20 protein-coding genes are annotated in these 20,397 nt (G+C 69.9%); 7 read left to right on the top strand and 13 right to left on the bottom strand.

All coding sequences use genetic code 11. The annotated features are described in order from the left end of the window. The first annotated feature begins 6 nt into the window (after nucleotides 1-6). The 4 genes from UG56_RS05875 to UG56_RS05890 are packed head-to-tail and all read left to right on the top strand — an operon-like array spanning nucleotide 7 to nucleotide 4,049. Nucleotides 7-468, top strand: a complete 462-nt coding sequence (locus tag UG56_RS05875) for a nuclear transport factor 2 family protein (RefSeq protein ID WP_045548453.1) — start codon at nucleotides 7-9, stop codon at nucleotides 466-468. Further along, nucleotides 465-2,213: an FAD-dependent oxidoreductase gene (locus UG56_RS05880; RefSeq protein ID WP_045548454.1), complete on the top strand. Its 1,749-nt coding sequence runs from the start codon at nucleotides 465-467 to the stop codon at nucleotides 2,211-2,213. Before UG56_RS05875 ends, UG56_RS05880 begins: the two co-directional genes overlap by 4 nt. Before the next feature lie 22 nt (nucleotides 2,214-2,235). Next, entirely contained in the window at nucleotides 2,236-3,132 is an 897-nt protein-coding gene (locus UG56_RS05885; RefSeq protein WP_045548455.1) for a fumarylacetoacetate hydrolase family protein, read from the top strand. Continuing rightward, nucleotides 3,129-4,049, top strand: coding sequence for a VOC family protein (locus UG56_RS05890; RefSeq protein WP_045548456.1), 921 nt, complete (start codon nucleotides 3,129-3,131; stop codon nucleotides 4,047-4,049). Before UG56_RS05885 ends, UG56_RS05890 begins: the two co-directional genes overlap by 4 nt. Nucleotides 4,050-4,122: 73 nt before the next feature. Here UG56_RS05890 and icmF read toward each other — a convergent pair whose 3' ends face one another. From icmF to ectB, 7 genes are all read right to left on the bottom strand, one after another. Further along, nucleotides 4,123-7,239 (bottom strand): fused isobutyryl-CoA mutase/GTPase IcmF, encoded by a 3,117-nt coding sequence (gene icmF / locus UG56_RS05895; RefSeq protein WP_045548457.1) that lies wholly within the window; start codon nucleotides 7,237-7,239, stop codon nucleotides 4,123-4,125. A gap of 89 nt (nucleotides 7,240-7,328) precedes the next feature. Next, complete coding sequence (locus UG56_RS05900) at nucleotides 7,329-7,811, bottom strand: MarR family winged helix-turn-helix transcriptional regulator (protein WP_177191427.1); 483 nt, start codon at nucleotides 7,809-7,811, stop codon at nucleotides 7,329-7,331. A gap of 25 nt (nucleotides 7,812-7,836) precedes the next feature. Further along, nucleotides 7,837-8,388 (bottom strand): hypothetical protein, encoded by a 552-nt coding sequence (locus UG56_RS05905; RefSeq protein ID WP_143054923.1) that lies wholly within the window; start codon nucleotides 8,386-8,388, stop codon nucleotides 7,837-7,839. A 37-nt stretch (nucleotides 8,389-8,425) separates the two neighbouring features. Next, the gene (locus UG56_RS05910) at nucleotides 8,426-8,752 is read right to left on the bottom strand and encodes a DUF4333 domain-containing protein (RefSeq protein ID WP_052693473.1); all 327 of its coding nucleotides are present in this window, start codon (nucleotides 8,750-8,752) and stop codon (nucleotides 8,426-8,428) included. Between the two features lie 68 nt (nucleotides 8,753-8,820). After that, nucleotides 8,821-9,720, bottom strand: a complete 900-nt coding sequence (gene thpD / locus UG56_RS05915) for an ectoine hydroxylase (protein ID WP_045548459.1) — start codon at nucleotides 9,718-9,720, stop codon at nucleotides 8,821-8,823. After that, complete coding sequence (locus UG56_RS05920) at nucleotides 9,717-10,133, bottom strand: ectoine synthase (protein ID WP_045548460.1); 417 nt, start codon at nucleotides 10,131-10,133, stop codon at nucleotides 9,717-9,719. Before UG56_RS05920 ends, thpD begins: the two co-directional genes overlap by 4 nt. 27 nt (nucleotides 10,134-10,160) lie before the next feature. Beyond that, complete coding sequence (ectB, locus tag UG56_RS05925; RefSeq protein ID WP_084100595.1) at nucleotides 10,161-12,005, bottom strand: diaminobutyrate--2-oxoglutarate transaminase; 1,845 nt, start codon at nucleotides 12,003-12,005, stop codon at nucleotides 10,161-10,163. Nucleotides 12,006-12,157: 152 nt separating this feature from the next. Here ectB and UG56_RS05930 point away from each other — a divergent pair, with 152 nt between their 5' ends. Continuing rightward, nucleotides 12,158-12,862, top strand: a complete 705-nt coding sequence (locus UG56_RS05930; RefSeq protein ID WP_045548462.1) for an IclR family transcriptional regulator — start codon at nucleotides 12,158-12,160, stop codon at nucleotides 12,860-12,862. Between the two features lie 70 nt (nucleotides 12,863-12,932). Here the strand turns inward: UG56_RS05930 and UG56_RS05935 are convergent, their stop codons facing one another. The 6 genes from UG56_RS05935 to UG56_RS05960 are packed head-to-tail and all read right to left on the bottom strand — an operon-like array spanning nucleotide 12,933 to nucleotide 18,238. Further along, nucleotides 12,933-13,418, bottom strand: a complete 486-nt coding sequence (locus UG56_RS05935; RefSeq protein ID WP_045548463.1) for a nuclear transport factor 2 family protein — start codon at nucleotides 13,416-13,418, stop codon at nucleotides 12,933-12,935. After that, complete coding sequence (locus UG56_RS05940) at nucleotides 13,415-14,872, bottom strand: FAD-dependent oxidoreductase (RefSeq protein ID WP_045548464.1); 1,458 nt, start codon at nucleotides 14,870-14,872, stop codon at nucleotides 13,415-13,417. The genes UG56_RS05935 and UG56_RS05940 overlap by 4 nt, the downstream gene beginning before the upstream one ends. Next, nucleotides 14,865-15,698, bottom strand: coding sequence for an SDR family NAD(P)-dependent oxidoreductase (locus UG56_RS05945; RefSeq protein WP_045548465.1), 834 nt, complete (start codon nucleotides 15,696-15,698; stop codon nucleotides 14,865-14,867). Before UG56_RS05945 ends, UG56_RS05940 begins: the two co-directional genes overlap by 8 nt. Then, a complete protein-coding gene (locus UG56_RS05950) occupies nucleotides 15,691-16,131 on the bottom strand; it encodes a nuclear transport factor 2 family protein (RefSeq protein WP_045548466.1) in 441 nt (146 codons plus the stop codon). The genes UG56_RS05945 and UG56_RS05950 overlap by 8 nt, the downstream gene beginning before the upstream one ends. Beyond that, entirely contained in the window at nucleotides 16,128-16,922 is a 795-nt protein-coding gene (locus tag UG56_RS05955) for an SDR family NAD(P)-dependent oxidoreductase (protein WP_071326893.1), read from the bottom strand. Before UG56_RS05955 ends, UG56_RS05950 begins: the two co-directional genes overlap by 4 nt. Next, entirely contained in the window at nucleotides 16,919-18,238 is a 1,320-nt protein-coding gene (locus UG56_RS05960) for an MFS transporter (protein ID WP_045548372.1), read from the bottom strand. Before UG56_RS05960 ends, UG56_RS05955 begins: the two co-directional genes overlap by 4 nt. A gap of 211 nt (nucleotides 18,239-18,449) precedes the next feature. On the opposite strand from UG56_RS05960, the gene UG56_RS05965 reads away from it, so the two are divergent. Beyond that, nucleotides 18,450-19,124, top strand: a complete 675-nt coding sequence (locus UG56_RS05965; RefSeq protein WP_045548379.1) for an IclR family transcriptional regulator — start codon at nucleotides 18,450-18,452, stop codon at nucleotides 19,122-19,124. 90 nt (nucleotides 19,125-19,214) lie between these two features. Then, nucleotides 19,215-20,396 (top strand): homogentisate 1,2-dioxygenase, encoded by a 1,182-nt coding sequence (locus UG56_RS05970; RefSeq protein WP_045548371.1) that lies wholly within the window; start codon nucleotides 19,215-19,217, stop codon nucleotides 20,394-20,396. Nucleotide 20,397 lies beyond the last annotated feature (1 nt).

The following is a 20,397-nucleotide window of genomic DNA, read 5'->3' on the forward strand; positions in this document are numbered from 1 at the left end:
TTGGACATGGCCGAGGCAATGACGGACGAGGCACGCAGAGCCCTCGCCCTGGAGTACCTGAAGCGGCTCGACCGCGGTGAGGACTTCTTCGAGCTCTTCGATGAGCACATCCAGCTGTACTTCCCGAAGATCGGGATCGTCGACGGGATCGACGCGGTCCGGGAGGCGTTCGCCAAGGTCGGCTCGCTGCTCGGCGGGATCAAGCACGACTACGCGTACTTCAACTACGTGGTCGCCGGCGACACCGTCGTCGTCGAGGGCACCTCGGCCGGCACCACCGCCGACGGCACCGAGTTCCGAGCGGGCGTGACGCACGCGGGTCGCTGGTGCGACGTGATGGAGATCCGCGACGACCGGATCCACCGGCTGTTCGTCTATCTCGACCCGGACTACGCCGGAGCCGACACGGAGCGCTACCCGTGGCTGGTCGGAGCGGAGCCCGAGCCGATGGGATCGGCGGCGTCATGACCTACGACATCACGACCGACGTCCTGGTGGTCGGTGCCGGACCGGCCGGCCTGAGCATGGCGGCCCTGCTGGCGGCGTACGGGGTCGACGCGGTCACCGTGACGAAGTACGCCGGCACCGCGCACTCGCCGCGCGCCCACATCACCAACCAGCGCACCATGGAGGTCTTCCGCGATCTCGGGATCGAGGACGCGGTCCGCGAGGTGGCGACCCCCAACGAGCTGATGGGCAACAACGTCTGGGCGACCAGCTTCGCCGACCCGGAGATCGCCCGCCTCCTCACCTGGGGCAGCGGGCCCGAGCGCCGCACCGACTACGACCTGGCCAGCCCGAGTGCGATGTGCAACGTCCCTCAGCACATCCTCGAGCCGGTCCTGCGGGCCGGCGCCGAGCGGCTCGGCGCCGACCTGCGCTTCTCCACCGAGCTGGTCGAGGTGAGCCAGGACGAGGACGGCGTCACCGCCGTCGTCCGTCACCGCGAGAGCGGCCGCACGGAGACCGTCCGGGCGAAGTACGTCGTCGGTGCCGACGGCGGGCGCTCGACCGTCGCCGAGCAGCTCGGGTTCGCGATGGACGGCGAGATGGGGCTCGGCGCGGCCGCCAACGTGTGGCTCGAGGCCGATCTCACCGACTACACCGCCTACCGTCCCGGCACCCTCTACTGGATGTGCCAGCCCGGCAACGACTACTGGGTCGGCTCGGGCACGTGGATCTGCGTGAAGCCGTGGACGGAGTGGGTGCTGCTCTTCATGTACGACCCCGCCGAGGGCGAGCCCGACCTCTCCGACGAGGCCGTCGTCGCCCGCGCCCGCGCCACGATCGGCGACCCCGACGTGGACATCAGGATCAAGGCGACCAGCCTGTGGCAGATCAACCACATGGTCGCCGAGCGCTACCGGATCGGTCGCGCCTTCCTCGCCGGCGACGCCGCGCACCGTCACCCGCCCGCGAACGGACTGGGCACCAACACCTCGGTGCAGGACGCGTACAACCTGGCCTGGAAGCTGGCCATGGTGCTCCGCGGCGACGCCGGCGAGGAGCTGCTCGCCAGCTATCACGACGAGCGGCAGCCGGTCGGGCGGCAGGTCGTCGACCGCGCGCTCAAGAGCGTGCAGGACATGCTGCCGATCTCGAAGGCGCTCGGTTTCGAGCCCGGGCAGAGCGCCGAGGACGGTCAGCGGGCGCTCGACGGCCTGCGCGCCCCGGGTCCGGTGGGGGAGCAGCGGCGCGCACAGCTCGCCGATGCCGTACGCCTGCAGAACTACCAGTTCAACGCGCACGGCGTGGAGCTCGACCAGCGGTACGCCTCGGGCGCCGTCCTCGACGACGGCACGCCCTGGCCCGCGCCCGACCGGGACCCCGAGCTCTACCACCACCCCACCACTCATCCGGGGGCCCGGCTGCCGCACGCCTGGGTCGAGAAGGACCGGGTGCGGCTCTCGACCCTCGACCTCGCCGGCCACGGCGAGTTCACGCTGCTCACCGGAATCGGCGGCGAGCCCTGGGCCGACGCCGCCGGCAAGGTCGCGGCCGACCTCGGCCTGCGGATCAGCGTCAAGCCGATCGGGGCCGGCTGCGAGTACGCCGACCCGACCGGCGACTGGGCGGCCCGACGCGAGGTCGGCGATGCCGGCGCCGTCCTGGTCCGCCCCGACCAGCACGTCGCCTGGCGGGCCCACGACCTCCCCGACGACCCTGCCGCCGACCTCGAACGCGCCCTCCGCTCCGTCCTCGACCGACCCTGACCCTCTCCACGAAGGAATCACCATGAAGCTCGCCAACCTGGACGGCCGCGCCGTCCTGATCACCACCGCCGGTCCCGACGCCACCGAGCCACGGGCCGTCGACGTCCACAAGGCCAGCGACGGCCGGTTCGGCCCCGATCCGGCCGGCCTGTACGCCGACTGGGCGGCGTTCTTCGACTGGGCCCTGAGCGCCCAGATCGACGACCCGGAGGACGCGATCGGGGTCGACGTCGCCGACCTCGGCGCGCCGTCGCCGGCCCCGCGCCAGATCTTCGCGATCGGCCTCAACTACACCGCGCACGCCGCTGAGTCCGGTTTCGAGGCCCCCAGCGGACTGCCCCCGGTCTTCCCCAAGTTCGTCAGCAGCCTGACCGGACCGGTGACCGAGGTGGTGCTTCCCGAGGGCGGCAACACCGACTGGGAGGTCGAGCTGGTGGCGGTCATCGGGCGCACCGCCAGCCATGTCTCCGAGGCCGACGCGTGGGACCACGTCGCCGGCGTGACCGTCGGCCAGGACATCTCCGAGCGGGTCACCCAGCTCCGTGGTCCGGCGCCGCAGTTCGGCCTCGGGAAGTCCTTCCCCGGCTTCTCGCCGACCGGCCCGTGGCTGGTCACGGCCGACGAGCTGCCCGACCGCGACGACCTCGAGCTGCGCTGCGACCTGGACGGGGAGAACGTCCAGATCGGTCGCACCAGCAACCTGATCGTGTCGGTCCCGCGGCTGGTCGCCGAGCTGTCGAAGGTCGTCACCCTCTACCCGGGCGACCTCATCTTCACCGGTACGCCCGAGGGCGTCGGCCTCGGCCGTGACCCGCAGCGCTTCATCGAGGCCGGCCAGACCCTGGTGAGTACGATCGAAGGGATCGGCGAGCTGCGCCAGACCTTCGTGGCGGCGCCGGCAGGGGGTGAACCGCGATGAGCCTGCACCGTCTCAGCCACGTCACCATCGGTGTCCCCGACGTCGCCGCGACCACGTCCTACTACACCGACTTCGGGCTCCGGCCCAGCGGCGGGACCAGGCTGGCGACCCGGGACGGCGGCGACCAGCTCCAGCTCGTGCCGGCACCGTTCCGCCGGCTCGTCGAGCTGGGGGTCGCCGCCGACGACTCCGACGACCTCGCCCGGATCGCCGCGTCGCTGCAGCGGCTCGGCCACCCGGCCTCTCTGGACGATGACGCGCTGGTGACCACCGAGCCGGTCAGCGGCTTCACCGTCCGGATCCGCGTCCTGCCCCGGCTGCGGCAGGAGCCGCAACCGGCCACGCCCTACAACGGGCCCGGCCGGATCGAGCGGCGCGGGCGGGCGCCCGGGGTGCTGCGTACCGAACCGGTGCGGCCGCGGCGCCTCGGTCACGCGGTGGCCGGCACCACCGACCTCGCCACGACGATGCGCTTCTTCGTCGACGGGCTGGGGTTCAAGGTCTCCGACCACATCGGCGACAAGGGCGCGTTCATGCGCTGCTCGACGGACCACCACAACTTCCTGGCGCTGCAGTCCCCGGTCAACTACCTGCACCACACCAGCTGGCAGGTCGACGACATCGACGACGTCGGCCGCGGGGCGCACGCCATGCTCGAGGGCGCCCCCGAGCGCCACGTGTGGGGCCTCGGCCGCCACCACGCCGGCTCGAACTTCTTCTGGTACCTCAAGGACCCGGCCGGCAACTTCTCCGAGTACTTCTCCGACATGGACTGCATCCCCGAGGACGAGATCTGGGAGCCGGAGGTCCTCGAGGGAGCCAAGGGCCTGTTCAGCTGGGGACCGCCGCCCCCGCCGTCGTTCCTCGAGCCGGAGGACCTCGCGGCCCTGATGACCGGAGCCCACAGCAAGGGGTGACGTACGGCGGGGGCGCACCTGCGTAGATCTCGACATGGCGGTCACGCCCGGTCGCAAGCTCCCGGGCGCTGGCTCAGACGTTCCGCCGGTACTGCCCCCCGACCTCGAAGAACGCCTCCGTGACCTGGCCGAGCGAGCAGACCCGGGCGGCGTCCATGAGGGCGGCGAAGATGTTCTCGTCGGAGGTCGCGGCCTGCTTGAGGCGGGAGATGGCGGCTTGGGCCTCGGTCGCGTGGGCGGCCTGGAAGGCGTGGACGCGGTCGAGCTGGGACTTCTTCTCGGTCTCGGTGGCGCGGGCGAGCTCCACCGGGCCGGCGGGCGCCCCGTTGGTGTCGCGGACGAAGGTGTTGACGCCGACGATGGGCAGCGTGCCGTCGTGCTTGCGGTGCTCGTAGAGCATCGACTCGTCCTGGATCTTGCCCCGCTGGTAGCCGGTCTCCATCGCGCCGAGGACGCCGCCGCGCTCGGAGATCCGGTCGAACTCCTTCAGGACGGCCTCCTCGACGAGGTCGGTGAGCTCGTCGATGATGAAGGAGCCCTGCAGCGGGTTCTCGTTGAAGGCCATCCCCCATTCGCGGTTGATGATCAGCTGGATCGCCAGCGCGCGGCGCACCGACTCCTCCGACGGTGTCGTGACGGCCTCGTCGAAGGCGTTGGTGTGCAGCGACTGGGCGTTGTCGTAGATCGCGATCAGCGCCTGCAGGGTGGTGCGGATGTCGTTGAAGTCCATCTCCTGCGCGTGCAGGGACCGGCCGCTCGTCTGGATGTGGTACTTCAGCTTCTGCGAGCGCTCCGAGGCGCCGTAGCGCTCGCGCATCGCGATCGCCCAGATCCGGCGGGCGACCCGGCCGATGACGGAGTATTCGGGGTCCATGCCGTTGGAGAAGAAGAAGGACAGGTTGGGCGCGAAGTCGTCGATGTCCATGCCGCGGGCGAGGTAGGACTCGACGTAGGTGAACCCGTTGGCCAGGGTGAAGGCGAGCTGGGAGATCGGGTTCGCGCCGGCCTCGGCGATGTGGTAGCCGGAGATGCTCACCGAGTAGAAGTTGCGCACCCCGTTCTGGATGAACCACTCCTGGATGTCGGCCATGCAGCGCAGGCTGAACTCGGTGGAGAACAGGCAGGTGTTCTGGCCCTGGTCCTCCTTGAGGATGTCGGCCTGCACCGTGCCGCGCACGGTCTGCAGCGCCTTGGCCGGGTCGACGCCGCGCTCGCGGGCCTGGTCGATCACGGTGTTGAGGAAGAACGCCAGGATCGTCGGCGCCGGCCCGTTGATCGTCATCGAGACCGAGGTGGTCGGGGCGAGCAGGTCGAAGCCGTCGTAGAGCGCCTTCATGTCGTCCAGCGTCGCGACCGAGACGCCGGAGGTGCCGACCTTGCCGTAGATGTCGGGGCGTACGTCGGGGTCGCGGCCGTAGAGGGTGACCGAGTCGAACGCGGTGGAGAGCCGGGTGGCGGGCTGGCCCTCGGAGAGCAGCTTGAAGCGGCGGTTGGTGCGGAACGGGTCGCCCTCGCCGGCGAACATCCGCGCCGGGTCCTCTCCCGTCCGCTTGTAGGGGAAGACGCCCGCGGTGAACGGGAAGAAGCCGGGCAGGTTCTCGTTGCGCAGGAACCGGGTCAGCTCGCCGCGGTCGGAGTAGCGAGGCGTCGCCACCCGCGGGATGTAGTTGCCGGCCAGCGAGGTCCGGCCGCTCTCGTCGGCGGCGTACGTCTCCTTGGTCTCCTCCCACGAGGAGAGCTGCGTGCGCAGGTCCTCGGGGAGCTCGGAGGCGGGAGCCTCGAGCTCGGGGTGGTCCGCGGCGACGATCTCGTAGGCCTGCTCCTTGCGTGCCGCGGCGATGAGCTCGACGGTGCGCGCGTGGTAGTCGCGTACGTCGCCCGCGATCTCGGCCAGGTAGCGGACCCGCTTCTCGGGGATGATCGGGTGCAGGCCCGTGGAGTGGCGGGTCGAGACGCGGGGGAGCACGCCCTCGCTGATCGCGAGCCCGGCCTCGGCGAGCAGGCCACGCAGGTGCTGGTAGAGCGCGGTGACGCCGTCGTCGTCGAAGGCGGCCGCCGAGGTGCCGAAGACCGGCATGTCGTCGGGGGAGGAGGTGAACGCCTCGCGGTTGCGGACGAGCTGGCGGGAGACGTCGCGCAGCGCGTCCTCGGCTCCGCGCCGCTCGAACTTGTTGATCGCCACGACGTCGGCGAAGTCGAGCATGTCGATCTTCTCCAGCTGGCTCGCAGCACCGAACTCCGGCGTCATCACGTAGAGCGAGACGTCGACGAAGTCGCTGATGCCGGTGTCGCCCTGGCCGATGCCGGGCGTCTCGACGATGACGAGGTCGACGGCGGACTTCATCACCGTGAGGACGTCGGCGAAGTGCTCGGGCACCTCGTGACCGCCGCGGGTGGCCAGCGAGCGGTAGAACGTGGTCGAGCCGCCGTCGTGCATCGCGGCCAGCGAGTTCATCCGGATCCGGTCGCCCAGCAGCGCACCGCCGCCGCGGCGCCGGGTCGGGTCGATCGCGAGCACACCGATGCGGATCTTGTCCTCCTGGTCGGTGCGCAGCCGCCGGACCAGCTCGTCGGTGAGCGAGGACTTGCCGGAGCCGCCGGTGCCGGTGACACCGAGCACGACGGCCTGGTCGGCCTCGCGCAGCTGAGCCAGGAAGTCGTCGGGGAGCCGGCCCTGCTCGGCGCCGGTGATCGCACGTCCGATGGCGAGCCCGTAGCCGGCGATCACGCCGTTGGGGGTGATCGGGAAGGTCGGCCACAGGTCGCGGTCGATGTCGCGCACGACCGTGTTGATCATCCCGGGCAGCCCCAGCCGCTGGCCGTCCTCGGGGGAGAAGATCTTGACGCCGGAGTTGGCCAGCCGCTCGATCTCGTAAGGAACGATCACGCCGCCGCCACCGCCCACGACCTTGACGTGGCCGGCACCGCGCTCCTTGAGCGCGCTGACCAGATACTCGAAGAACTCCACGTGGCCGCCCTGGTAGGAGGAGACCGCGACGCAGTGGGCGTCCTCCTGGACGGCGGCGTCGGCGATCTCGGTCACCGAGCGGTTGTGACCGAGGTGGATCACCTCGCATCCCTGTGCCTGGAAGATCCGGCGCATGATGTTGATCGCGGCGTCGTGACCGTCGAAGAGGCTGCTCGCGGTCACGATCCGCACGTGGTTCTGAGGGATGTGGAGGTCGGACATGGGCGGTGCTCCCAGGGAATAGTTGGACGTCCAAGTATTTCCAGCATAGGTCGTGGATCACGTACTCGCCAGTACGCGACCCTGCTGTCTCAGCCGACGGTGTCCCCGGAGGCCGCGCGGACCTGGGTGAGCAGCGCGGTCAGACCGTGTACGTCCTCGATCCCCGGCTTCTCGAAGACCTCGCTGTTGAGCGAGATGGTCGCCGCCTCGACCGCCTCGCGCCCGGTGGCGGTGATGGCGGCGAGGACCACACGGCCGTCGTCGGCGGTGCGGCTGCGGCGTACGAATCCCTGCTTCTCCAGCCGGGCCACGGCGCTGGTCACCGAGGCGGGGTGGACCTGGAGGCGGGAGCCGAGCTTGGCCATCGGGAGCTGGCCGTCCTGGGTGAAGGAGAGGAGGCGGAGCACCTCGTAGCGGGCGAAGGAGAGGTCGTGGGGACGCAGCGCGGCGTCGACGCGTTCCATGACCAGCTGGTGCACGCGCACGAGCGAGGTCACCAGCGCCATCCCGTCGGCGGCGTCGGCCCAGCCGTGCGCGATCCACTGCCGGTGCGCCTCGCGGATCGGATCCATGCGGGCCAGCATCACACAGAATTCTTTACGAGGGTGCGCCGAACGTCCCGAGCAGGTTGAGAATCACCGCCACGCCGATGACGGTCGCGATCACCGAGAGCGTCACGACCAGGCCGACGGCGACGGAGAAGCCCGTCCCCTCGTGCCGGGTGCCGCGCTGCTGCAGCGCGTAGAGCCGGGCGACGCTGGTGATCAGCGTGCGCCCCTCCTCGGCGTCGAAACGGTACTGGTCCGGGTCGGGGACCGCCTCGGGGTCGTGCACGGTCCACACGCCCTGGTCGGTCTGCTCGTCATCGGCCTCGATGCGGCGTACGCCGGTCTTCTGGGTGTGCGGAACGTCGCCGAACCAGACGATGCTGCGGGTGTCCTCGATGATCGCGTAGGAGCTCCGCGTCGGCATCGAGACGTGGTAGGTGAAGACCCAGTTCAGCTTGGCCGCCAGCAGCAGGGGGTGCCAGCGCTCGTCGGCCAGGTCGATCTCCACGTCGAACCCGCGCGCGGTCTCGGTCGCCTTGTAGGGAGTGCCGTCGCACACGCGCGCGACATGGTCGAAGAAGGGCCTCGCATGAGGGGACACGACTCAACAGGTTATCTGTTCCGGGGACTCTGTGGGCTCACTCCGTGGCGTTGGGCGGCACGTCGATCTCGAAGTGGACCCGACCGCCGTCGACGTGGTCGACGGTGAGGATCGCGTCGTACTTCTCGCCGTCGGAGGTGAGCACGCAGGTCATCTCCGTGCCGACCTTGCCCGCGAGATCGCCGGGGCAGTCGAGGTCCTCGGGAGTGACGCCGATGGCGTTGGTGAGCTGCTCGGTCGCGATCCGTTCGACCGTCTTCTCCTGCACGTAGTCCTTGCTCGAGCCGCAGGCCGTCAGGGCCAGGGGCAGGGTGAGCAGTGCCGCGCCGGTCATGGCGCCCGAGAAGGCGCGGGTGCGTGTCATGGGCTCAGCCTAGGGGTAGGCACAGACCGGACAGACGTACGCCGCACCAGCTCGGGCGCCGAGGGCGGTCAGCCCACCGGGGTGAAGTCGCGCGCCCCGATGAACGTCGGTCGCGGCCTCGGGGCCGAGAACGGCTCGACCGCCGTGTTCTCCACGCTGTTGAACACCAGGAAGACGTTCGAGCGCGGGTACGGCGTGATGTTGCCGTTGGAGCCGTGCATGCAGTTGCAGTCGAACATGACCGCGCTGCCGGCGGCGCCGGCCAGCACGTCGATCCCGTAGGTGTCCGCCAGCTTCGTGAGCGTCTCCTGGTCCGGGGTGCCCGCGCCCTGCATCACCAGCGAGGACTTGTAGTTGTCCTCGGGAGTGGCGCCACCGCACGAGACGTACGTCCGGTGGGTGCCGGGCATGATCATCAACGGCCCGTTGAAGGAGTGGTTGTCGGTCAGCGAGATGGAGATGCTGACGGTCCGCATCCGGGGCAGGCCGTCCTCGGCGTGCCAGGTCTCGAAGTCGGAGTGCCAGGAGAAGTCGCCACCGCCGAACCCGGGTTTGAAGTTGATCCGGCTCTGGTGGATGTAGACGTCCGAGCCGAGGATCTGCCGGGCGCGGCCGACCACGCGCGGGTCGGCCGCGAGCCGGGCGACGACCTCGCTGGTCCGGTGCACCTCGAAGATCGAGCGCACCTCCTGAGAGGTGGGTTCGATGATGGTGCGCTCGTCGGCCCGGGACTCCGGGTCGCTGCTCAGCCGGCGCAGCTCGGCACGCAGCTCCTCGACCTCCTCGGGAGTGATGAGGTCCGGGACGGTCAGGTAGCCGCGCTCGTCGTAGGAGTCGAGCGTCTGCTGGTCGATCGGGCCGTCGGCCGCCGTGCCCCAGACCACCTGGTCGTGGCGGGGGAGCGTCGAGAAGCCCTCCTCGAGGCGGGTGGGGTAGAGGTCCTCGGTGTGGTCGGTGGTAGCGGTCATGAAGTGACCTCCTCGGTCTCGGTGAGGAGCGGGTAGACGCCGTCCTCGTCGTGCACCTCACGACCGGTGACGGGCGGGTTGAAGGTGCAGATCAGACGCAGGTCGGTCCTGGCGGTGACGGTGTGCTTGTCGTGCTTGTCGAGCAGGTAGCACATCCCGTCGCGGATCTCGTACGTCTCTCCGGTCTCGCGGTCGAGGAGCTCGCCCTCGCCGCCGACGCAGTAGACGCACTCGATGTGGTGGGCGTACCAGAACTCGTTCGTCGTCCCGGCAGGGATGTTGGTCTCGTGGAAGGAGAAGCCGACGCCCTCGCGGGCCAGCACGATCCGGCGGCTCCGCCAGGTCCCGTGCTCGGAGGCGACGCGTACGTCTCGGTCGGTGTCGTCGAGGTCTTCCAGATAGGTGACGCGCATGTTTCCTCGTTTCAGGTGTCGGGGAGGTCAGGCCGGGACGCCGTCGCCGAGGACGGCTGCGGTGGCCTCCTCGAGGACGGCGATACCGCGGGCGAGCTCCTCGGAGCTGATGGTCAGCGGCGGCATCGTCTTGAGCACCTCGTCCTCGGGCCCGGAGGTCTCGACCAGCAGACCGCACTCGTACGCCGCCGTCGCGATCTTCCCGGCGGCGCTGGCGTCGGGGAAGGCGATGCCGGTGAGCAGGCCGCGACCGCGGACGGTCGCCCCCTCGTAGCGCTCGGCGATCGTCGTCAGCCCCGCGCGCAGCTCGTCGGCCTTCGCCTGGACCTCGTTCTGGAAGGACTCGTCGGCCCAGTAGGTCTCCAGCGCCACCCGGGCGGTGACGAAGGCGAGGTTGTGGCCGCGGAAGGTGCCGTTGTGCTCGCCGGGCTCGAACTGGTCCAGGTCGGGCCGGATCAGGGTCAGGGCCATCGGCAGGCCGAAGCCGGAGATCGACTTCGACAGGCAGACGATGTCCGGGGTGAACCCGGCCTCCTCGAAGCTGAAGAAGGTGCCGGTACGTCCGCAGCCGGCCTGGACGTCGTCGAGGATCAGGATGATGTCGTGCTCGCGGCACAGGTCCGAGAGCGCCTTGAGCCACTCCAGCCGGGCGGCGTTGAGGCCACCCTCGCCCTGGACGGACTCCACGATGATCGCGGCCGGCTTGTCGACGCCGGAGCCGCTGTCCTGCAGCACCCGCTCCAGCCACATGAAGTCGTCGACGGCACCGTTGAAGTAGTCGTCGTACGGGATCTTCGAGCTGTTGGTCAGCGGGATGCCGGCGCCCCTGCGCTTCATCGAGTTGCCGGTCACCGCCAGCGAGCCGAGTGTCATCCCGTGGAACGCGTTGGTGAAGGACAGCACGTGCTGGCGTCCGGTCGCCTTGCGGGCCAGCTTGAGAGCGGCCTCGACGGAGTTGGTCCCGGTCGGACCGGGGAACATCACCTTGTAGTCGAGGTCGCGCGGCTCGAGGATCAGGTCCGAGAAGGCCTGCAGGAAGTCCCGCTTGGCGCTCGTGTGCATGTCGAGCGAGTGCACGATGCGGCCCTCGCGCAGGTAGTCGAGCAGCGGATCCAGCAGCGCGGGGTTGTTGTGCCCGTAGTTGAGCGCGCCGGCCCCCGCGAAGAAGTCCAGGAACTCCCTCCCGTCCTCGCTGGTGAGGGTGGAGCCCTGGGAGTGGGTCATCACGGCCGGCCAGCTGCGGCAGTAGCTGCGGACCTGCGACTCCAGCGAGTCGAAGATGGCGGTGGCGGGTTCGGTGGTCGTCGTCATGGACATGACACCTCCGGGTGTCGTCGATCGTTCGGTCGAGAACGGGCCGATGCGGAACAGCAGCTCCGGGTCGTGCCCGTCGGGGAACATCGCGGCCTCGAAGAGCGGCGTGCGCTCGATCGGGGCGTCGCGGGCGTTCGCGAACGAGGTGAACAGCGCGATCGAGGCGCTGTTGTCCGCGGTGATGGTCGTCTCCAGGCGGCGTACGCCCTCTCCGGAGAGGCTGTCGACGAGCTCGTCGAGCATGCGGCGGGCCAGACCCTGGCCGCGGTGCCGTTCGTCGACGGCGACCTGCCAGATCATCAGGGTCTCCGGCTCGTCCGGCCTGCGGTAGCCGATGACGAATCCTCCTGGATCGTCATCGACGGTCGCGACGATCGACGTCGTCGCGAAGTCTCGCGCCCACAGCAGGTAGGCGTACGAGGTGTTGACATCGAGTACCCGAGATTCCCGTGCCATCCGCCACAGATGCTGACCGTCCTCGAGGGTCGGTGAGCGGAAGTCGACTCGGGTAGCCGACTCCGGGCGGGGCACGCTGCCAGTCGAGTTGCGATGTGGCATCGCCACGCGACGCTAACAGGGTGACGGGCGGGACGCCCGGGCCGCGTCCGCACTCCGATATGGGGCGCGGAGGAGTGGCAGGTGCCTGCCGGGCGCCCGTCCGGACGGGTAGAGTGTTCAGATAACGCACATTTCAGAAGGGTTGTCTGCAGATGCTTGATTCCGCGCCGCCTGCCGGTGCGCAAACGATCGATCGTGGTCTGCGGGTGCTGTGGTACCTGGCCGAGCATCCCTGGGGGGTCACCCTCGCGTCGCTGAGCCGGGACCTGGGGATGAACCGCACCGCGCTGCACCGGCTGATGGAGACGTTCCGGGCCCACGACATCGTCCGTCGCGACGAGAACAAGTGCTTCCACCTGTCCTACGGGCTCGTGCAGCTCGCCTCGCACGTCGACAGCGACCTGCACCGGATCGCCTATCCGGTGCTGGCGGAGCTGGCCGACGCGACCGGGGGGACGGCGCACATCATGGTCCCGGTCAGCGACAACGAGGTCCAGGCGATAGCCGTCGTCGAGCCGCGCAACGCCGCTGTCCATCTCTCGTTCCGGACCGGTCATCGCCACCAGATCGACCGGGGCTCGGGCGGCATCGCGATCCTGGCCGGCAGGCCGCCGAGCGAGGACGACTCCGAGGAGGTGCGGGAGGCCAGGCGCCTCGGCTACGCGCTCTCGTTCGAGCAGATCATCCCGGGTGTCGCGGGCGTGTCTGTGCCGGTGCCCACTCCCTCGAAGATGCCGGAGGCGTGCCTCGGCATCTCGCTGGTGGACCGCAACGCGGCGGATCGGGCGGCCCCGCTGGTGGTGAAGGCGGCCGAGGAGCTCAGGTCGCTGTTGCTCGTGCACGGCGGTCAGCGCTGAGGAACACCGGATCCCGGGGCTCGGGCGATACGCCTCGAGACCCGGGATCCGAGCCGGGGTCAGCCCTCGGTCAGGAGTAGACGCGGTCGGTCAGGTCGCGTCGGGAGGCGACCCAGGCAGGGTCGAGCCGGTCGACCATCGACACCGTGCGCGACTCGTCGAAGACCACGACACGGTCGGCGATGCCCCAACGGCCCTCGCGACGTTCGAACCGGTCGACGTAGCGGCAGCGGATGATCGCGAGCTCCTGCTCGGTCGTGCCCGGCGCCGGCTTCTGGCGCAGGAAGCACAGGCAGTACGACTCGACCTCGGCCGTGTCGTCGTCGACGAAGTCGATGAGCACGTTGCTGATGAAGTGTTGGGACGAGTCGATCGTCCGGTGGCGTTGCCGGATGTCCTCGACGAGTCCGGCCGCGTTCCCGGTGTAGCCACCGTGGACATCGATCGCGTCGTCGAAGTAGCACGCCGCGATCGCGTCGTAGTCCAGCCGGTCGACGGCGCGCGCGTACCGGAACAGGACGTCCTGGATCTCGAAGCGGTCCTCGATGCGGCTCATGCGTCCGCAGCCTCCTTCTGCTTCTCGTTGATCTCTGCCGCGCGCCGGGCGCTCTCCCGTCCGGCCACCCGACCGAGCACCAGCGCATGGGCGACGGAGTTCCCGCCGCCGACGTAGCGCTCGCCGAGGATGCCGCCGGCGGCCTCGCCCGCCGCGAACAGTCCCGGGACGACGCGGCCGTCGGTCTTCACCACCCGGGTGTGGGCGTCGATCTGGAGTCCGGTGTGGGTGCAGACGAGCTCGGCCGGCATCATCCGGACGGCATAGAACGGGCCGGACCCGATCGGGTCGAGGTGGGGGCCGGCGCCCTTGCCGGCCAGGGTCTCGTGCCGGAGGAAGTCCTCGTCGCGCCCGTTGCGGAACATCTCGTTGAACCGCTCGACGCTCGCGGCCAGGTTCTCGGCCGGGACCTCCATCAGGCCGGCCAGCTCCTCGAGGGTCTCGGCCCGCCGGACCACGCCCTTGGCGACCTCCTCGCTGATGCGATCGGCCGTCCAGTCGGCGTACCCCTCCGGGAGGGCCGTCCGCGCGCTCTCGTCGAAGACCGACCAGACCCAGCCGCCGTGGTCCTTCAGGATCCCCGGGCTGACCGCGTACGGTGCGTCCTCGTCCATGCAGCGACGGCCGTCGGTGTTGACGTGGATGCGGGACGGCGGCGGGAAGCCGCTCTGCCAGTGGTGGTAGCGCTGGAACTCGGCGGTGACCAGGAGCAGGCCCCAGCCCTCGCCGAACAGGGACAGGCCGTGGCGCTCGGCGATCCCGATGTGGTCCCCGCGGGATCCGGGCGCGGCGACGACGAACAGGGCCTCCCCGGCGACCGACGTCTCGGGGAAGTACTTCGCCACGAGCTCCGGGTCGGCGGCGAGCCCGCCGGAGGCGATCACGACGCTCGGCGCGGTGATCTCGGTGTCCTCGACGACCACGCCGGCGACCTCACCGTCGCGGATGAGGACGTCGTCCACCCGGCTGCCCAGGGCCAGGTCGACGCCGAGCCGGGCGCGTGCCTTGTCGAGTGCGACCACGAGCCCGTAGCCCTGGTCCTTCGGCACGTGGCCGCGCCACACGTCCTCGACGCCCGCGCGGGACAGCCCCGGCATGTGGGCGCTGTGGGAGATCTGAGCGGGGATCTCGACCCCGAGGTCGGTGACCCAGTCGACGATCGTGCTGGACTCCTCGCAGAACATCCGGACCGGGCCGGGCAGGACCCGCCACTGGTTGAGGTCCATGTAGTGCTGGAACATCCGGGCGGGGGAGTCCTCCACCCCGAGCGCGGCCTGGACGCCGGTGCCCGCCGCGGTGAGCAGACCCGCGGAGAGCTGGGTCGATCCGCCGACCTCGGTCTCCGACTCGAGCAGCAGGACCCTGGCCCCGTCCTGGGCGGCCGCGATGGCCGCGGCCAGGCCGGCGCCGCCGGCGCCGACGACGATCAGGTCGTAGTCGTACGGCTCAGACATGCTGCGAGCCACCGTCCACCGGGATGTTGGTCCCGGTGATGTACCGGGCGCTGTCGGAGAGCAGGAAGTAGAGGGCGCTGAAGACCTCGATCGGGGCGCCCAGGCGACGCAGCGGCACGGTGCTGAGCGCGCGGTCGAGCGCGACCGGGTCCTCCTGCACCCAGCGGGTCATCTCGGTGTCGATGAAGCCGGGAGCGATCGAGTTGACCCGGATGTTGTCCGGGCCGAGCTCGACGGACATGCAGGTCGTCAGGTGCTTCACCGCGGCCTTGGAGGAGTTGTACGTCGCTCGGGTGACCCGGGCGCGCACCGCCGCGACCGAGCCCATGTTGACGATCACGCCGCCGCCCACGGTGCGGAAGTGACGCGCCGCGGTCTGACCGCCGTAGACCACGCCGTTGAGGTTGACGCCGTAGGTCATCGCGAGCTGATCAGGGGAGATGTCGGTGAACTCGGCCTGCGGGAAGACCCCGGCGTTGTTGACCCACATGTCGAGCCGGCCGAACTCCTCGAGCGCCTTGGCCGCCATCGCGTCGTGAGCCGCGGGGTCGGTCACGTCGGCACCGATCCCGACGACCCGGCCCGCGTCGGGGACACCGGAGAGGTTGGCGTTGATCTTCTCGGCGACCGCCGCCATCGCGTCGCCGTCGAGGTCGCCGCCGACCGCGTTCACGCCGCGGCGGGCGAGCTCCTCGACGAAGAGTGCGCCCATGCCTCGGCCCGCGCCGGTGACGACGACGGTCCGGCCGCTGAGCTCGGGGTTGAGGGCCGGCAGCGGGGAGAAGTCGACGCGGCCGGGATTCGAGGTGGCACGTTCGTCAGTCATGGGTAGCTCCTTCTTGGGTGGGATCCGGCTGCCCGTCGCGGACAACCAGACGGTGGTGAAGCCGCAGGTGCGGCAGACGCCGGAAGCGGTCGGTGATGGTGGTGACGCGCTCGATGCGCGCCCCGCCGGTGGTGATGTCGTGGGTTGTGACGATGAGGAGGTTGGCCCGCACCAGGACCGCGTCGTCGGTGACGTCGCCGAGCGCCACGTTGGTCACGATGTGGTGCAGATGGGGGCTGCCCCGATGCACCGTGCGAGCGAACTCCTCGAGTGCCGGCGTGCCGACGACCGGGTCGGGGTAGGTCGGGGAGTCGAAGACGCCGTCCGGGGTGAACATGGCGGCCCAGTCGACGGCCTCGCCCCGGTCGATCGCCAGGGACTGCCGCCCGTAGAAGTGCTGGACCTCGAGGAAGACCTCGAGCTCGGGGCTCATCGCTCGTCCTCCAGGTCGGCCAGGATCCGGTGGTAGAGGCCACCGGAGGTCAGTCCGCCGTCGGCGACCAGCTCGGCTCCGTTGATGTAGGAGGAGGCGTCGGAGAGCAGGAAGCACACCACGGCGGCGATCTCGTCCGGCGAGGCGAGCCGCCCCTCCGGCACGGCCCGGAGGCTCGCGTCCACGAAGCTGCTGTCGGGCGCCTGGTGCAGCAGCGGGGTGCCGGTCAGCCCGGGGTGGACCGAGTTGACCCGCACCTTCCGGTCCGCGAACTCCAGAGCGCCGACCTTCGACAGTCCTCGCACACCCCACTTGCTGGTGCCGTAGGTCGCGGAGAAGTAGCCGACCATCCCGGCGATGGAGGAGACGTTGACGACCGAGGCGCCGTTCGCGCTGGTCAGAGCCGGGGCGAGGAACTTCATCCCGTAGAACACGCTGGACAGGTTGACCGCCATCACCTGGTTCCACTGCTCGACGCTGGTCTCGCCGATGCCCAGGCGCAGGCTCACGCCGGCGTTGTTCACCAGGCCGTGCAGCGGACCTGCCTGCTCGACCTCCTGGGCGATCCGGGCCCACGACTCCGCGTCGGCGACGTCGAGGGCGACCGCCCGCGCCGAGCCGCCGGCGGCCGAGACCTCCTGAGCCATGCGCGCGGCGCCGTCCTCGTCGAGGTCGGCGACCCACACGTGCGCGCCGCGCGCGGCCAGGGCGAGGCAGTACGCACTGCCCAGACCCCCGGCCGCGCCCGTGACGAGGACGGACCTGCCCTCGAAGTCGTCGCCGCTGGTCACAGCTCGAGCTCCTTGCCCCGGGTCTCGGGGAGGAAGAACGTGGCCACGAACGACAGCACCGCGGTGAACAGCAGGAATCCCGCCGGTGCGAGGTTGTTGCCGGTCAGGCTGATCAGGAGGGTGGCGATGAACGGGGCGGTGCCACCCAGCGTCATGTTGGTGAAGTTGTTCGCCAGCGCGATGCCGCTGTACCGGTAGCGAGCGCGGAAGATCTCGGCGTACGTCGAGAACGACACACCGTTGTTGCAGCCGATCACGAAGGCGAGGGTCGCCTGGGCCGCGATCGCGGCCGCCACCGAGCCGTCCCGCATCAGCAGGAACGCCGGGATCGTCAGCACGGCGACCAGGCCGGAGCTGGTGAAGAAGACCGGTCGGCGTCCGAACCTGTCGCCCAGGTAGCCGGCGATCGGCAGGCTGATGACGGCGGCGACCATCGCGATGCACGTCGAGGTGAAGGCGACGTCGGCGGAGTGGCCGCCCTCGGTCTGCAGGTAGCTGGCCGCGTAGACCGAGCAGATGTAGTAGCCGCCGACGATGAGCGCACCGAGCCCGATCACGAGGAGGACCTGACGCCAGGCGTGCCGGAGGACGTCGGTGATCGGGTACGCCGACTGCTCGATGTCGTCGGACTCCTGGACGGCCTCGAACTGGTCGGTCTCGTGGAGCTGGCTGCGGATGTAGAGGCCGATCAGGCCGATCACCAGGCTGATCAGGAACGGCACCCGCCAGGCCCACTCGCTGATGGTGTCCTCGCTGAAGGCCGTGTTGACGCCCAGGGCGACGAGCGCGGCCAGCAGCGACCCCAGGTAGGTGCCGGTGTTCACGAACGAGGTCTGGAAGGCGCGGTGCCTGGCTGGCGCGTTCTCCGCGACGAACGCGTTGGCGCCGCTGAGCTCGCCACCCGCCGCGAAGCCCTGCAGGCAGCGGCACAGGACCAGGACCGCCGTCGCCCAGATGCCCAGCGTGGCGTACGTCGGCAGGATCCCGATCCCGGCGGTGGCGAGCGCCATCAGCAGGATCGTGTAGGTCAGGGAGCGCTTGCGGCCGTACTTGTCACCGATGTGCCCGAAGAAGATCCCGCCGGGCACGCGCAGGAAGAACGCGACCGCGAAGGCGGCGAAGGTGTTCAGCAGCGCGGTGGTCGGGTCGCTCTCGATGAAGAAGTGGCTCGCGATCATCGTGGCCATGTAGCCGTAGATCGCGAAGTCGTAGTACTCGACGACGGTGCCGAGCACGGCGGCCCGGATCACCTTGACGGTGGACTGTGCTGGGCGGCTGGTCTCGGTCGGACTGCCTGCGGTGACGGAAGGACTCATTACTGCCTCTCGGACGTTCAAATAACGAACGAAGCGTTCAATTATGAGTCACCATAACCACCAATGTGTGATGGGCGCAACACCGGTCGGCCGATCCGCGTGGTCCTCGCGGTGGCGGGCTCGGCGGCAGTGGTTGCCTGCCGGATGCGTGCTCTAGTGTGCGGCTGGGGGCTGATGCGCTCAGTCGACGACCCCGATCGAGAGGATGATGATGGCCACGCTTCAGGGCTTGGACCGTGGGCTGGCGGCGCTGGCCTACGTCTCTCAGCACCCGGCCGGGGTCACGGTGGCGGACGTCGCTGCCCATCTCGGCGTCGACCGCGCGATCGCCTATCGCATCGTCGCCACGCTGGAGGCCCGGGCCCTGGTTGCCCAGGGGGTCAACAAGCGGCTGCGCCTGGGCGCCGGGGTGATCGCGCTCGCCGGGCGGTTTCAGCCCCAGCTGGTCCGGGCGGCCGAGCCTGCCCTGCAGGACCTCGCCGATGCCGTCGGCGCTCCGGCGTTCCTGACGGTCGCCCACGGCGAGGACGAGTGCGTCCCGGTGCTGGAGGCGGACCCGCAGGTGGGGCAGGGCCCGGTGCGGGTCGGCTACCGGATCGGCCTTCGCTACCCGCTGGACAAGGGGGCGAGCGGGATCGCGATCCTCGCGCTCGCCGAGCCTGCCCCGGCGGACTCCTCAGCGGTCCGGGAGGCGCGTGAGCTCGGCTACAGCCACACCGCGGGCGAGCTGCAGCGCGGGGCGGTCGGCATCGCCGTCGGGTTCGAGGCTCCCGGCCCGGTGCGGGCGTCGGTCGGCATCGTCACCATGGACGAGCTCGACCCGGCCGAGGTCGGTCCGCTCGTGGGGGCCACCGCCCGGCAGCTGGCCCAGCTCAGCTCGCACTGAGCCGGCTCTCTTGACGTGTCGTGCGGCGTCGTCTTACGTTTGCGCTTAGAGCGCACATAAATGTGCGTTCAACGCACAAGGAGAGACCCCATGCCGTACTACCACTCCGCTGGTGCCGTTCCCCCCAAGCGGCACACGCAGCACCGCGACGAAGCCGGGAACCTCTACTTCGAGGAGCTCATGGGGGAGGAGGGCTTCTCCTCCGACTCCTCGCTCCTCTACCACCGGAACATCCCCTCGGCCGTGCGCGAGTACCGCACCTGGGAGCTGAGCGACCAGTCCCTCGTGCCCAACCACCCGCTCATCCCGCGGCACCTCTCGACCCACAAGATCTTCGCGGAGGGTGCGACCGGCATCGATGCGGTGACCGGCCGTCGCCTGCTGCTCGGCAACGACGACGTACGGCTGTCCTATGTCGTGGCCGACGCGGTGAGCCCCTACTACCGCAACGCGCTCGGCGACGAGTGCCTCTACGTCGAGGCCGGCGCCGGCCGGGTCGAGACCGTCTTCGGCGACCTCGCGGTGGCGGACGGCGACTACGTGATCGTTCCGCGCGCGACGACCTACCGGATCGTCCCCGACGGTGTCCTGCGCATCTACGCGATCGAGGCGAACTCGCACATCGGCCCGGCCCGCAACTACCTCTCGAAGCACGGTCAGCTGCTCGAGCACGCCCCCTACTGCGAGCGCGACCTCCGGCTGCCCGAGGGTCCGAAGGCGGTCGAGGGCGAGGATGTCGAGGTCTTCATCAAGCACCGCGGCCCGGACGGCATCGCAGGCAGCGTCCACGTGCTGCCGCACCACCCCTTCGACGTCGTCGGCTGGGACGGCTGCCTCTACCCGTACGTCTTCAACATCAGGGACTTCGAGCCGATCACGGGCCGGATCCACCAGCCGCCGCCGGTGCACCAGGTCTTCGAGGGCAACAACTTCGTCATCTGCAACTTCGTGCCGCGCAAGGTCGACTACCACCCGCTCGCGATCCCCGTGCCTTACTACCACTCCAACGTCGACTCCGACGAGGTGATGTTCTACTGCGGCGGCGACTACGAGGCGCGCAAGGGATCCGGCATCGGCCAGGGATCGATCTCGTTGCACCCGGGTGGTCATCCGCACGGCCCGCAGCCGGGCGCGTACGAGCGCAGCATCGGCGCGGAGTTCTTCGACGAGCTCGCCGTGATGGTCGACACCTTCCGTCCGCTGCTGCTCGGCGAGGCGGGCCGCGCGACCGACGACGGCCAGTACGCCTACTCCTGGGTGCGCAACCGATGAG

The sequence above is a fragment of the Nocardioides luteus genome (assembly GCF_000960475.2).
Classification (GTDB): domain Bacteria; phylum Actinomycetota; class Actinomycetes; order Propionibacteriales; family Nocardioidaceae; genus Nocardioides; species Nocardioides luteus_A.